This is a genomic window from Rhodanobacter caeni (assembly GCF_039523575.1).
Lineage (GTDB): Bacteria > Pseudomonadota > Gammaproteobacteria > Xanthomonadales > Rhodanobacteraceae > Rhodanobacter > Rhodanobacter caeni.
Map to the genome: position 1 here is coordinate 261,875 of NZ_BAAAFO010000002.1, position 13,967 is coordinate 275,841.

A 13,967-nucleotide genomic window follows, 5' to 3' on the forward strand; every position below is an offset into this window, starting at 1 on the left:
GCGCTCTTCATCCAGGACCCTTGGCGCGAAGTCGGGTCCGGCAGGCAGCACAAGGGGGTTCCCACGGGCTGCGGCGAATCGTCGGCGGTCGGATTTGCCGTTCTGCGCGACAATACGGCTTTGCCAATGCCCGCGGAGCCCCCATGACCACCACCTTGCGCATCGCCACCCGCAAAAGCGCGCTGGCCCTCTGGCAGGCGGAGCATGTGGCGGGCTTGCTGCGCGCGGCGCATCCGGCGGTGGAGGTGGTGCTGGTGCCGATGAGCACGCGCGGCGACGAGATCCTGGATCAGCCGCTGGCCACGATCGGCGGCAAGGGCCTGTTCCTGAAGGAGCTGGAAGTGGCGATGCTGGAAGGGCGCGCCGACCTGGCCGTGCATTCGCTGAAGGATGTGCCGGCCGACCTGGAGCCGGGCTTCACCTTGCCGGCGATCCTGCCGCGCGCGGACGCGGCCGACGCCTTTGTCAGCAACGATTTCGCCGACCTCGCCGCGCTGCCGGCCGGCGCGCGGGTGGGCACGTCATCGCTGCGGCGGCAGACCCAGCTGCGGGCGCTGCGGCCGGACCTGCAGTTGCTCGACCTGCGCGGCAACGTGGGGACGCGGCTGGGCAAGCTCGACGGCGGTGTCTACGACGCCATCGTGCTGGCGTGTGCGGGACTGGAGCGGCTGGGCCTGGCCTCGCGCATCCGCTCGCGGCTGGCCGCGCCGGACTGGCTGCCCGCGCCGGGGCAGGCCGCCATCGCGATCGAGGCGCGCGACGACAACGCCGCCGCCTTGCCCCTGCTGGCCGCACTGGACGACGCCGATACGCGGGTCACCGTGAGCGTGGAGCGGGCGATGAACCGGGCGCTGGGCGGCAGTTGCACGGTGCCGGTGGGCGCCTGGTGCGTGCTGGGCGAGCATGGCCTGCATCTGCGCGGCATGGTGGGCGATGTCGAGGGTGGACGATTGCTGCACGCCGAAGCCCATGCGGCCATCGGCCAGGCACAGGCGTTGGGCGAACAGGTGGCCGAGGCGTTGCTGCAGCAGGGTGCCGGGGCGTTGCTGGGGTTGTGAGGCAGAGTGACGCGTTTGGCTCCTCCCCCTGCTTGCAGGGGGAGGCTGGGAGGGGGTGGCTCGGGATCGCTGCGAAGATCAAGAGCGAACCCCTCCCCAGCCCTCCCCTGCGAGCAGGGGAGGGAGAAAAGCGTGACGCCTTTGGCTCCTCCCCCTGCAAGCAGGGGGAGGCTGGGAGGGGGTTGCTCGGGATTGCTGCGAAGATCAAGAGCGAACCCCTCCCCAGCCCTCCCCTGCGAGCAGGGGAGGGAGAAAAGCGTGGCGCCTCTGGCTTCCCCCCTGCAGGTAGGGGAGGGAGAAAAGCGCGGTCGCTGCAACGACAACGGCCCTCCCGCTTGCGCGGAAGGGCCGTCGCGGCTTGCCCGGTGCGATCAGCTCAGAAGCTGTAGACCAGGTTGGTGGTGGTGAGCGTGTCGGTGTTCTTGGTGCCTGGCAGCACATCGGTGTTGTGGCGCACCTGGAAGCCCACTTTCAGCGCCAGCTTCTTCGTCATGCTGACGGCCAGCCCGGCGTCGTTCTGCAGGTAGGTGTTCTTGGAGCCCGCTTCGACCAGCAGCGTGTCGTCGAACGAGGTGTTGGCGGTGAGCTTGTACTTGTAGTTGAGCAGGCCGCGGCCGACCATTTCGCTTTCGGTCGGCTGGCGCACGGCCACGCTCTCGCTGTCGACGATGACGTAGGTGTCGGCCGGGCGGTAGCGCTTGTAACCGGGGCCGATTTCGAACGAGAGCTCGTTGCGCTCGTCCTTCAGGGCGATGTAGCCGTAACCCAGCGAGACGATGCCCTGCCACAGGTTGGCGCCGAAATCGTCGTGCTCGTAACGCGCCGCGCCCACGATGTAGCTGCGCGGATCAAGCTTGTAGCCCACCGACGCGCCGCCGTCGTAGCGGTTGGCGGTGGTGTTGAACTGCTTGACCGTGTTGCCGTCCTCGTCCTCCACGGTCTGCTGGCTCTTCGAGCGGAGGCCGTCGACGAAGAAGCTGTTCTTCCACTGGTCGTTTTCCTGGTTCAGGCCGAGCTTGGCGTTGAGGTTCTCCGAGCGCGAGTTGCCGGTGGAGGACGCAAAACCGAATTCGCCCGAACCGCTCCAGCCACCATTGTTGGGGGCGCTTTGCGCCTGCACGCCAAAGCTGGCACAGGCGGCCAGCAGCACGCTGGCCATCAGGGTCTTGTTCATCCGGAGGGTCCGTTTTGTTAAGTAAAGGTGACCAACTAGGATAGACGCCGGCATTGAACTCGCTATGAATGGCGCCACGGCGCCATCTTCGGCCTACCGCAGGTCATTGCCGCGCACCACCGCCAGCTGCCGTTGCTCCAGCCAGCGGCCGGCCAGGCAGCTGGGCACCGCCACCACCGCGGCCAGCAGCGGGGTAGGCAGCTGCGGCGCCACGGCCAGCGCCAGCGCTAGCACCGGCACGCCATAACCCAGTGTCATGGCCAGCCAGCGCGCGGATCGCAAGGCTGCCGTGCGCTCGGGCCGGCGCTGGCCCAGGGAGCGCCAGCGCAGCGCACCCATGCTGCCCGTGGCCACGGCCAGCACCAGGGCCAGCAGCAACCAGGGCCGGCCCAGGAAGGGCGAGTCCGACTGATCCTGCGCCAGGCTGAGCGCCCACAGCCACAAGCTGCCGGCGTACGCGGCGAAGAGCAGTCGCCGCACCGGCACCAGCGACGATGACGAGGGCGCCAGCGGGCGCCATGGCTGGCGACGGTCGTAGTTGTTGTAGGCAAGGCTCGCCAGGCTGCACAGCGCCAGCGCCGCGCCGGCCAGGCGGGTGGCCCAGAACTCGTTGTCGCCCCGGGCCAGGCCGGCCACGCCCAGCATCGGCAGGCAGGTGACGAAGGCCAGCAGCGCCGCGCGCGTGGGTCGGCTGTCGCGGCGGGGCCGCCAGCCGTACCAGTCGCGCGGGGCGCGCCCGGGCAGGCAGGCCAGCAACAGTCCGAACCCGGCCAGGATCAGGCCCACCGCCAGCGGCAGCAAGGTGTCGTTGCGGCCCTGCTGGTAGCCCAATAGCAGGGCCAGGCCCAGCCACGCCCACAGGCCATGGCCGCTGACGGCCAGCACGCGCCACAACGGCGCCGCCACATGGCTGGCCGAGCGCGCAGCGCCGGCACCGTCCGCATCGTTGGCCGGCACGGCGTCGGGTGGGGAAGGTATGAGCGGCATGACGGAAAAATCGATCAAGGCATCAACCTTGAGGATACGGCATGCGTCTCCACGTGTCCCGACGACAGCCCCGCACACGCCCGCCGTGCTACAAACGCCGGCATCGCCAACCTGCCCGGAACCGCGTCATGGATCGCTACGAACGCATACTCACCCTGCACCGCCTGCTGAAATCGGCGCATTACCCGATCCCGTTGCCGCGCCTGCTGGGCGAGCTGGAATGCTCGCGTGCCACGCTGTATCGCGACGTGGCGTTTCTGCGCGATGCCCTGGGCGCGCCGATCGAAAGTGCGGGCGGCGATTCGGCCGCGTTCCGCTACGCACTGGGCGAGGGCGAGCGTTTCGAACTGCCCGGCCTGTGGCTCACCTCCGACGAGCTGGCCGCGCTCTTGGCCTTGAACGAGCTGATGGGCCGCAGCGGGCCGGGCGTGCTGGCCGGCGCGCTGGCGCCGTTCAAGGCGCGCATCGAGGGGCTGCTCTCCGACCAGGGCAGCGGCAGCGCGTTGCCGCTGGAGCGCATCCGGGTGATCCCGTGGGGCGAACGCCGGCTGGACCAGCAGGTTTTCCGCACCGTGGCCGGCGCCGTGCTGCGGCGGCGGCAGCTGCGGTTCCGCTACCGCGCGCGCACCACCAATGCGGATAGCCACCGCACCGTCTCGCCGCAGCGGCTGACCCATTACCGCGACAACTGGTACCTCGACGTGTGGGATCACGACCGCGAGGCGCTGCGCAGCTTCGCGGTGGACCGCATCGCCGACGCGCAGGCGCTGGAACAGCCGGCCACCGACGTCAGCGAGGCCGAGCTCAACGACCTGCTGGCCTCCAGCTACGGCATCTTCGCCGGCAAGCCCAAGGCCTGGGCCACGCTGCGCTTCTCCGCCCACGCCGCCCGCTGGGTCGCCGACGAGCACTGGCACTCCCAGCAGAAGGGCGAATGGCTGCCGGACGGCCGCTACGAGCTGAAGGTGCCGTATTCCAACTCCAAGGAACTGCTGATGGACGTATTGAAGTACGGCCCTGACGCGGAGGTCGTGGCGCCGCTCTCGCTGCGCGAGGAGATGAAGATCCTGCTGCAGCTGGCCCTGGGCGGATACGCCCAGGCATAGATGAAGCCCCATCCCGGCGACCGATCCCATCCCAACCGGCGGCACGAAGAAGCGAACCTGCTCGGCACGATCGCCTCCTCTCCCATTGGGAGAGGATTGAGGTGAGGGTTCGGTGCTTGCCATAAGGCTGGTCGAAGGCGCGCTTCGTCGAAAGTGCGATGCGGCGTGGCCCCTCTCCCCAACCCTCTCCCCAAAGGGGAGAGGGGGCGAACGCAAAGAACGCGTTGCCTTATTGAGGCGGATTAAACGGCCAGAACACCGGTATCAGCCACATCGACAGCGCGCAGAAGATCGCGATGAGCGGGATGCCCACCTTCATGAAGTCGGTGAAGCGGTAGCCGCCGGCGTAATAGACCATGGTGTTGGTGGGGTAGCCCACCGGCGTGGCGAAGGAGGTGGCCGCGGCGAAGGCCACCGCCACCACGAACGGGCGCGGGTCGGCGTGCATCGCATGCGCCACGGTGACCGCGATGCCCACCATCAGTACCACCGACGGGTTGTGGCCCATCAGTTCGGTGAGCAGCGCGGTGAGCAGGTACACCATCAGCAGCGCGGCCAGCGGGCCGTGGCCGCCGACCATTCCCATCGCGCCGTGCACCACCACGGTGGAAAGGCCGGTGTTCTCGATCGCCAGCCCCAGCGGCAGGATCGCGCCCAGCAGCACGATGATCTTCCAGTCCATGCCTTCGTAGACGTCTTTACGGCCAAAACATCCGGTCAGCGCCATCGCCACCGCGCCGCACATCGCGGCAATCGGGATCGGCAGCCAGTGCAGCCCGGACACCACCACCACGGCGAGCATGATCGCGGCGGCCACGATGGCCTTGCGCGACATGCCGCGGGCGTCGTCGCGCTCGTTCAGCACGATGAAGGACTCGTCGCTGCGCAGTTTCGGCATCGCATCTTCGTCCACCAGCACCATCAGCACGTCGCCGACGGCCAGGCGCGTCACGCTGAGCTTGTCGCGCAGCACCTCGCCGCGCCGGTGCAGCGCCAGCACGGTGGCGCGGTAGCGCCAGTCCAGGCCGATCTCGGCCAGGCGGCGATCCTCCACCGGGCTGGCCGGCGCCACCATGATCTCGGCCAGCACGCGCGGCTGGTCACCCTCCTTCGCGTAGCGCCGCTCGGGCGCGTTCGCCAGCTTGTTCTGGCGCTGGAACTCCTCGATCTTCTCCCAGTCGCCGCGCACCAGCAGCACGTCGCCGGCCTGCAGCTTCTGCTCGCGTGGCGACCACATCCGCCGCTCGCCGCGCAGCAGTTCCAGCGGGTAGACGCCGAATTTCTCGCCCAGCCGCGCATCGGCAATGGCCGTGTCCAGCAGCGGGGAATCCTCGCCCACTTCCAGCTCGGTCACGAACTTGCCCACGTCGGTACCTTCGGACAGGGCGGTGTCGATGTGCTTGGGCAGCAGATGCCGGCCGATCACCATCAGGTAGACAATGCCCACCACCGCCAGCAGCGCGCCCATGCGGGTGAACTCGAACACGCCGAACTCGGCCATGCCGTGCTTTTGCGCCAGGCTGTCGGCGAGCAGGTTGGACGAGGTGCCGATCAGCGTGCACACGCCGCCCATCTGCGCGGCGTAGGCCATCGGCATCAGCACCCGCGCCGGCGAGGTGCCGGTGCGCTGGCACACGCGCAAGGCCAGCGGCAGGAAGGTGGCCACCAGCGCGATGTTCTTCACGAACGCGCCCAGGGGTGCGATCGCCAGCATCATCGCCAGGGTCAGCAGCCACGGTTTGCGGATCTTCATCAGCAGCCGGGTCAGCGGATCGAGCACGCCGGAGCGCTCGATCCCCAGACTCAGCGCGAACATCGCCGCCACCGTCACCGTGGCCTCGTTGCTGAAGCCGGACAAGGCCTGGGTCGGCGTCACGATGCCCAGCACCACCAGCGCGCCCAGCACCAGCAGGGCGACCAGGTCGATGCGCACCCGCTCGCTGACGAACAGCGCCATCGCACCCACGATGATCGCGACGGTGGCCCACGCCTGCCAGCTCACCGGCCAACCCCCGCGCAGCACTGGCGCGACGGGAAGCCCCAGGACATCCGGCGTCCGCCGATGGTGCGGGCGATGGGTTTGTCATCATTCACGGGGTGCATCATGAGACAAACACCTGACCGGTTTCCAGAAGCGTGGACTTCAGCACAGGCCGGTGCCAACGTATCGTGATGATCCATCCGCCATCGACCCACCCATGACCGACGCCTTGCCCGCCGCCTCCACCGACCGCAAACCCACCGTCGCGCTGGCGCTGGGCGCCGGTGGCGCGAAGGGCCTGGCGCACATCGGGGTGATCCGCGAAATCGAGGCGCAGGGCTACGACATCGTGGCCATCGCCGGCAGCTCGATGGGTGCGCTGATCGGCGGCATCCATGCGATGGGCAAGCTCGACGTGTACGCCGATTGGGTCTGCGCGCTGGCCAAGCTCGACGTGCTGCGGCTGGTGGACTGGACCTTCACCGGCGGCGGCCTGATCAAGGGCGAAAAGATCATCGAGACGCTGCGCACCCTGGTCGGCGACACGCGGATCGAGGAGCTGCCGCTGGCCTTCACCGCGGTGGCCACCGACCTGGATCGCGGGCGCGAGGTATGGCTGGGCCGCGGCAGCCTGTTCGACGCGATCCGCGCGTCGATCGCGATACCCACCGTGTTTCGTCCCTGCACCCTCGACGGCCGCCGCCTGATCGACGGCGCGCTGCTCAACCCGGTGCCGGTGACGCCGCTGATCCGCGAAGACGCCGACTATCTGGTCGCCGTCAGCGTGGATGGCCCCGCACTGGTCGCCACGCCGGCGGATGCACCGGCGGAAACCCCGCGCGAAGGCAACAGCTACCGCCAGCGCATCGGCGATTTCATCGGCCGCATGATCCCGCACGGCGAAGCGCGGCCGGCGGTGCCGGGTGCGTTCGAGCTGCTGACGCAATCGATGGATCTGATGCAGGCGAACCTGTCGCGCCTGCGGCTGGCCGCCTACGAGCCGGATCTGCTGATCCAGCTGCCACGCAACATGGCCAGCGTGTATGAGTTCTACCGCGCCAGCGAACTGATCGAGCGCGGCCACGAGCAAGCCCGCGAGGCGCTCGCCAACTGGCACCACGGCGGGGCGCCGCTGCGCAATCCCTGACGCCGGCCTCAGCGCGGCTTGTGCCGGCGCAGCCACTGCTCCATCAACGCCTTCAACGCCACCGCATCGTTGTGCGCCTCATCGCGCGCGCCATACAGCAGCGTCACCGGCTCCTTGGCGGATCGCTGCGCAAGCGCTTGCCAGACGTCGGCCGAGTCGGCCAGCTCGGCCGCGTAGCGCTGGCGAAATTCGTCCCACAGCGCCGGGTCATGGCCAAACCACTTGCGCAGCTCGGTGGACGGGGCCAGCTCCCTGGCCCAGACATCCATCGCCACCGCTTCCTTCTTCAGGCCGCGCGGCCACAGGCGATCGATCAGCACGCGATACCCGTCGCCCTCGGCGGGTGCCTCGTAGACACGTTTGATGGCAATGCCCATGACAACCCCCGCAGGCCGCGCGCTTGGCAGCGGTTACAGTTCCTCGACCGCCGTGACCTTGCCGCGGCGCATCAGCCATGCCACGCCGCGCAGGTCGGCCAGCCCCACCCACAGCCGGTCCAGCATGCCGTACTTGGAAACCCCCGCCGTGCGCGGGCGATGGCCCACCGGCACACTGCGGGTCTGGAACCCGGCACGCTTCACCAAGGCGGGCAGGTAGCGGTGCATGTGGTCGAAATAGGGCAGGCGCAGGAACACCTCGCGCTCGAACAGCTTCAGGCCGCAGCCGGTGTCGGGCGTGGCGTCCTTCAGCATGCGCGAGCGCACCGCGTTGGCGATCTTCGAGGAAATGCGCTTGTTGAAACTGTCGCGGCGGGTGGTGCGCCAGCCGGCGAACAGCCGCACCTCGGCCGGGGCGCCGTCGCGCGCGGCCAGCAGCTTCACGATGTCGGCCGGATCGTTCTGGCCATCGCCATCCAGCGTGGCGATCCACGGCGCCCGCGCCGCGCGCACGCCGTTCCACACCGCCGTGCTCTGGCCGCTGCGGGTGACGTGATGCAGCACACGCAATTCCGGATGCAACGCTTTTTGCGCCGCCAGCACCGCGCGGCTGTCGTCGCTGGAATCGTCATCGATGTAGATGATTTCGAACGGCAGCCGGCCACGCAGCGCGGCGGCGATCTCGGCCAGCAGGGGCGGGATGTTGTCGCGCTCGTTGAACACGGGGACGACGACGGAAAGTTGCGGCATGGGGAAGCCTTTGGGCGTGATGGCGATTGCGCGTGGCGCAACAGCCCCGCAGTTTAATGCCTGGCGGCCCGACGCGCTGATCGCGCCCTGGAAAGGCGCCTGACGAAGCACCATTGCGGGAACGACTTCACTCGCCATGCCCTTGCTGTTTGCAGGAGCGCACCCTGTGCGATGCCTCTGGCTCTCTGTAGGAGCGACTTCAGTCGCGACGCTTTTGTCGGCCGAGCGAAGGCAGGAGCAAGAGCTTTCGATCGCCTGCGGCGACCGAGTTACTTTCTCTTGCGTGGCCAAGAGAAAGTAACCAAAGAGAAGGCCACCCCGCTTGGCGCTTGCCGGGCTTCCTGCCCGGCAAGTCCGTGAGCCGGGGCCGGGCTTTTCGAGCGGGCATCCTGCCCGCACGAAAAGGCGAGTCCCTCCATGGACTCGCCCGCTGCGCGGCCTGTCGACCCCGTCTCACCGCCGCACAGGGGCCCCGGTAGAGCAGCGGGCCATCCTGGCCCGCACTCGGGATGGAGCCAGGGCAGAAGCAAAAGGCAAAAACAAAGGCGCCGCCCACCTCAGCCGTTCGCCCTGAGCGTAGGCCGAAGGCCGAAGTCGAAGGGCTCCCGCCAACCGCACCCTTCGACTTCGCCGCTGCGCGGCTACGCTCAGGGCGAACGGAGGCGAGACGAAAACACCGAAAGCCTCATGCCGCCGCGCTCTCGCCGCGGCACAGCCGCGGCGCACCGAGTCCGCGCCACGATGGCGCGGTGCTTTTCCCGGGGCCCCTCTGTAGCGGCGGGCGGGCGGAGGAAAAGCCCGAAGGGTGGCCGGCAGGGATGCCGGCCAATTTGGCGTCAGCACAGGATGTGCTGTCGACAAACTCCGTAGCCCGCACGCGTACCTTGCGGACAGGATGTCCGCAAGGCGCGGAAGCGGGGTGGCCTTTCTCTTTGGTTACTTTCTCTTTGGCCACGCAAAGAGAAAGTAACTCGAGCGCCGTAGGCGCTCGAAAGCTCTTACTTGTGCTTGACCAGAGAGCGTCGCGACTGAAGTCGCTCCTACGAAGAGCCAGAGGCTCGCGCAAAGAGCCAAAAGCATCGCGCACAGGGTGCGCTCCTACAAACAACACGAGCATCGGGACTGAAACCGCTCCCCGCAAGGCTGCCGCGCCACCCACGTCGCGCCTACATTCGCGTCCCTAGAATGCACGGGAGCCCCGAAAGGATCGCCCCATGAAATTCCGATATCGCCGCCCCGTCGGCTGGCTGCTCGTGGTGGTCGCGGTGCTGGTATTGGCGCGGCTGGCGTTGCCGTATGCGGTGAAGAGCTACCTCAACAAGCGCATGGACCGGATGGGCGACTACCACGGCCAGCTGGCCGATGTGGACATTCACCTGTGGCGCGGCGCCTACGGCATCGAGGGCCTGAAGGTGGTCAAGGTCAGCGGCAAGGTGCCGGTGCCGCTGTTCGACGCGGCGCATACCGACATCGCGATCAGCTGGCGCGCGCTGACCCACGGTCGCGTGCGCGGCAAGGTGGCGTTTACCCGCGCCTCGCTGAACTTCGTGGACGGCGAGGGCGGTAGCGACAGCCAGTCGGGCAAGGGCGTCAACTGGCGCCGCCAGCTGGAAATGCTGGTGCCGATCCGGCTGGACGAGGTGGCGGTGCACGACAGCACGGTCACCTTCCACAATTTCACCTCGCACCCGCGGGTGGACATGAAGATGACCGACGTGGATGGCACCATCGTCAACCTCACCAACGCCGACCGTCGCCGGGGCCGCCGCGTGGCCACGCTGCAGGCCACGGCCAAGGTGCTGCAAGACGCGCCGCTGCAGCTCAAGGCCAGCATCGACCCGCTGGAACGCAGCGGCGATTTCATGCTGGAGCTGCGCATCCGCGACATCCAGCTGACCCGCCTCAACGATTTCGCCCGCGCCTATGCCAAACTGGATTTCGCCGGCGGCAACGGCGATTTCGTGATGCAGCTGGAGGCGCGCGACGGCCAGCTCGACGGCTACGCCAAGCCGCTGCTGCACGGCGTCGAGATCTTCAGCTGGAAGCAGGACGTGGAGCAGGACAGGAACAACCCGCTGCGCGTGGCGTGGGAGGCCGTGGCGCAAGGCGTCACTTCATTGTTCAAGAACCACGCGAAGGACCAGTTCGCCACCCGCGTGCCGATCAGCGGACGCATCGACGACAGGAAGCTCGGCACCTGGGCGGCGATTGTGGGCGTGCTGCGCAATGCGTTCGTGAAGGCGTACACGCCGCAGCTGGAGGATCTGAAACCCGCGCCGAAAGCCGCCAGCGACGGTTGAGTGGCCGCTGCTATCCTGCGTGGTTTCCAGAAACCTGCGTGGTGACCCATGGCAACAGCGCCCCTGCACGTGATCGTCCTCGCCGCCGGCGCCGGCACGCGAATGAAATCGGCCCGGCCCAAGGTGTTGATGCCGCTGGCCGGCCAGCCGCTGCTGGCGCACGTGGTGAACGCGGCGCGGGCCTTGCGGCCGGCGGCCATCCACATCGTGCACGGCCACGGCGGCGACCAGGTGCAGGCGGCGTTCGCCGACCAGGCCGACCTGCGCTGGGCGCTGCAGGCCGAACGCCTGGGCACCGGCCACGCGGTGGAGCAGGCGCTGGCTGGCGTGTCCGACGGCGTGCGCGTGCTGGTGCTGTACGGCGACGTGCCGCTGACCCGCGTCGAGACCCTCGAGCGGCTGGTGCAGAGCGGCAACGCCCTGGGCCTGCTCACCATGCGCCTGGCCCAGCCGCGCGGCTACGGCCGCGTGCTGTGCGATGACACTGGCCACGTGCAGGCGGTGGTGGAGGAGAAGGACGCCGACGCGCAGCAGCGCGCGGTGAACCTGGTCAACACCGGCATCCTGGTGGCCGATGCGCAGGCGCTGCGGGGCTGGATCGGGCGGCTCGACCGCAACAACGCCCAGGGCGAGTACTACCTCACCGATATCTTCGGCATGGCCGCGGCCGAAGGCCAGCCGGCGCTCAGCGTGGAATGCGACGATCCGGTGGAAGCGGCCGGCGCCAACGACCCGCTGCAACTGGCCGAGCTGGAGGCCGCCTACCGGCGCCGCGCCGCCGAGGCGCTGATGCGCGCGGGCGTGCGCCTGGCCGATCCGTCGCGGCTTGACGTGCGCGGCACGGTCCAGGCCGGCAGCGACGTGGAGCTGGATATCGACGTGATCCTGGAAGGTCGCGTGCAACTGGGCGATCGCGTGCGCATCGGCGCGTTCACCCGCCTGCACGACGTGCAGCTGGCCGCCGGCACCGTGGTGCAATCGCACTGCGACCTGGACGGCGTGGTCACCCACGGCCCCTGCACCATCGGCCCGTTCGCGCGGCTGCGTCCCGGCACCGAACTGGACGCGGGCGTGCACATCGGCAACTTCGTGGAGACCAAGAAAACGCATCTGGGCGAAGGCAGCAAGGCCAACCACCTCACCTACCTGGGCGACAGCGTGGTGGGCAGCGGCGTCAACATCGGCGCCGGCACCATCACCTGCAACTACGACGGCGTGAACAAGTTCCAGACCCGCATCGGCGACGGCGCCTTCATCGGCTCCAACAGCGCGCTGGTGGCGCCGGTGACGATCGGCGCGCAGGCCACCATCGGCGCCGGCTCGGTAATCACCCGCGACGCCCCCGACGGCGAACTCACCGTGGCGCGTGGCCGGCAGCAGACCTTGCCGGGATGGAAGCGGCCGGTGAAAAAGCCGGGCTGAGCGAGGATGACGGCGGGCCAGGCGCAGCGTCGTCTGAAGCGGGGAGTGTGAGTGGAGAGGAGTGAGGAGTGAGAGAAGAGCCAAAGCATGCCTCAGGCCCGCTTTCTCTCACTGCTCACTCCTCTTCACTCACTCCTGCCTTTTCACCCACTCCCGGCCTACGCGTAACGCCACCCGTCGATCTCCACCAGCAACTCGCCGCGGCAGATGTCGCCATGCAGCAACAGCACTGGCACGCCGGGCAGGCGTTGCTGCAGGAAATCGCGCACGCGGGCCGCATCGGCGCTGTGGCGCACGTAGGCTTTCAGCGGTGACTGGGTGTCGAAGCCGGCGCTCATGTCGGCGCTGGCGAGCAGGGCTTCGAGGTTGACCAGGGTCTCCTCGAGCTGGGCGTCGAGATCGTCATGGTGCGCCGAGGCGTGGCCGACCACGGCGGCGGTGCCGGAGATGGCCAGCGCATCCAGCGCGGGCAGGCTCATGGCGCGGGCGAAGCTGGGCGGCGTGCTGCCGTACTGGCGCGGGTAGCGCCAGGCGCTGACCTGGCGCGGGTTCTCCACGCGCACACCCGACTGGTCGCTGGCCAAGAGGTAGACCTGCAGCCGCGGCACGTCGCCGTGATGGCCGATGGCGGTGGCCGCGGGAAAACCCTCGGCAAAGAAGTCGCCCATGCCCGCGGCGCGGCCGATGCAGAACTGCTTGTAGCGCTCGGCGTCGCCATCGCCCTGATTGATGGCGGCCATGTAGTTCCAGATGCGCAGCACGTGGCGTTCGGCGCGCTGGCCGACGAAGGCGCGCAGCTGCTCGTAGGCGCGGGTGGCAGTAGCCTGCGGGCCGCCGTGGTCGCGCTCGTCCAGCTCGATGGCGGCAAACAGCCAGCCACCACCGGCCGACCAGCGCAGCTCGCCGGCGACGCCGCATGTCACCGGGGCATCCACCTGCCAGATTTCCAGCGGCACCGGCGCGTCGAGGCTTTCCAGCGCCACCGGCAGGCAGCGCGGATCGTCGCGCAGGGCGTGGCCGCCAAAATCGAACAGGGCCAATGTCCCCGCCTCGCCCAGGGCGGCGTCGGCGTCGGTCACGCGGTAGGAAACGCGCGGTGCACGCCGCAACGGCGCGCGCTGTGGGTTCTCACTTCCCTGCATCATCGTTACAACCGGCAAGACAAGGGCGCTATGGTACACTCCGCGCCCACTGCCACCGGGGGGAGGCAATGCATCTGAGTACGGAAATCGAGCATGGCGGAACAGACAGCGGCGCAGCACGAATTGGCCACGTTGGTCGTGGAATGCCTGAATCTCGAATCGGTCACCCCCGCACAGATCGATCCCGATGCGCCGCTGTTCGGCGGTGACCTGGGGCTCGATTCCATCGACGCGCTGGAGATCGCGCTGGCCGTGTCCAAGCACTACGGTTTCCAGCTGCGCTCGGACAACCCGGACAACCGGCAGATCTTCACCAGCCTGCGTACGCTTTCCGCGCATGTCGAGCAGCACCGGGCCGGCTGACGGCTGCCACCGCGCCCGCGCCGTGACCCGTCACGTGGTGTTCCCCCGCGGATGGCATGCTGGGGCCTTCGACCACGCACGCACGCGACCGGGCATGACATCCCGCCTTTCCGGCACCGACCGCTCGTCGCAGGCGGGCACGGTCCTGCGGCCGGCGGCG

At 68.6% G+C, this 13,967-nt stretch carries 12 protein-coding genes; 6 read left to right on the top strand and 6 right to left on the bottom strand.

Translation table 11 applies throughout. From position 1 onward, the window contains the following. The first annotated feature begins 143 nt into the window (after positions 1-143). A complete protein-coding gene (gene hemC / locus ABD017_RS05640; RefSeq protein ID WP_343881052.1) occupies positions 144-1,058 on the top strand; it encodes a hydroxymethylbilane synthase in 915 nt (304 codons plus the stop codon). 376 nt (positions 1,059-1,434) lie between these two features. On the opposite strand, the gene ABD017_RS05645 is transcribed toward hemC, so the two are convergent. After that, the gene (locus tag ABD017_RS05645) at positions 1,435-2,232 is read right to left on the bottom strand and encodes a DUF481 domain-containing protein (RefSeq protein WP_343881054.1); all 798 of its coding nucleotides are present in this window, start codon (positions 2,230-2,232) and stop codon (positions 1,435-1,437) included. 93 nt (positions 2,233-2,325) lie between these two features. Then, on the bottom strand, positions 2,326-3,219 hold the full coding sequence (locus ABD017_RS05650) for a hypothetical protein (RefSeq protein WP_343881056.1): 894 nt from the start codon (positions 3,217-3,219) through the stop codon (positions 2,326-2,328). A 128-nt stretch (positions 3,220-3,347) separates the two neighbouring features. On the opposite strand from ABD017_RS05650, the gene ABD017_RS05655 reads away from it, so the two are divergent. Continuing rightward, a complete protein-coding gene (locus ABD017_RS05655) occupies positions 3,348-4,325 on the top strand; it encodes a helix-turn-helix transcriptional regulator (RefSeq protein WP_343881058.1) in 978 nt (325 codons plus the stop codon). 229 nt (positions 4,326-4,554) lie between these two features. Here ABD017_RS05655 and ABD017_RS05660 read toward each other — a convergent pair whose 3' ends face one another. After that, complete coding sequence (locus ABD017_RS05660; protein ID WP_343881060.1) at positions 4,555-6,327, bottom strand: SLC13 family permease; 1,773 nt, start codon at positions 6,325-6,327, stop codon at positions 4,555-4,557. A 196-nt stretch (positions 6,328-6,523) separates the two neighbouring features. Here ABD017_RS05660 and ABD017_RS05665 point away from each other — a divergent pair, with 196 nt between their 5' ends. Then, on the top strand, positions 6,524-7,453 hold the full coding sequence (locus ABD017_RS05665; RefSeq protein WP_343881062.1) for a patatin-like phospholipase family protein: 930 nt from the start codon (positions 6,524-6,526) through the stop codon (positions 7,451-7,453). 8 nt (positions 7,454-7,461) lie between these two features. On the opposite strand, the gene ABD017_RS05670 is transcribed toward ABD017_RS05665, so the two are convergent. Continuing rightward, positions 7,462-7,830, bottom strand: a complete 369-nt coding sequence (locus tag ABD017_RS05670; protein WP_343881064.1) for a DUF488 domain-containing protein — start codon at positions 7,828-7,830, stop codon at positions 7,462-7,464. 33 nt (positions 7,831-7,863) lie between these two features. Next, positions 7,864-8,580 carry a glycosyltransferase gene (locus ABD017_RS05675; protein WP_343881066.1) on the bottom strand — a complete coding sequence of 239 codons (717 nt, stop codon included), beginning with the start codon at positions 8,578-8,580 and terminating at the stop codon, positions 7,864-7,866. Positions 8,581-9,794: 1,214 nt separating this feature from the next. On the opposite strand from ABD017_RS05675, the gene ABD017_RS05680 reads away from it, so the two are divergent. Next, entirely contained in the window at positions 9,795-10,880 is a 1,086-nt protein-coding gene (locus ABD017_RS05680; protein WP_343881068.1) for a DUF748 domain-containing protein, read from the top strand. Between the two features lie 48 nt (positions 10,881-10,928). After that, entirely contained in the window at positions 10,929-12,302 is a 1,374-nt protein-coding gene (glmU, locus tag ABD017_RS05685; protein WP_343881070.1) for a bifunctional UDP-N-acetylglucosamine diphosphorylase/glucosamine-1-phosphate N-acetyltransferase GlmU, read from the top strand. A 158-nt stretch (positions 12,303-12,460) separates the two neighbouring features. Here glmU and ABD017_RS05690 read toward each other — a convergent pair whose 3' ends face one another. Then, a complete protein-coding gene (locus tag ABD017_RS05690; RefSeq protein ID WP_343881072.1) occupies positions 12,461-13,447 on the bottom strand; it encodes a chorismate transformation FkbO/Hyg5 family protein in 987 nt (328 codons plus the stop codon). Positions 13,448-13,537: 90 nt separating this feature from the next. Here ABD017_RS05690 and ABD017_RS05695 point away from each other — a divergent pair, with 90 nt between their 5' ends. After that, positions 13,538-13,807 (top strand): phosphopantetheine-binding protein, encoded by a 270-nt coding sequence (locus ABD017_RS05695; protein ID WP_343881074.1) that lies wholly within the window; start codon positions 13,538-13,540, stop codon positions 13,805-13,807. Positions 13,808-13,967 lie beyond the last annotated feature (160 nt).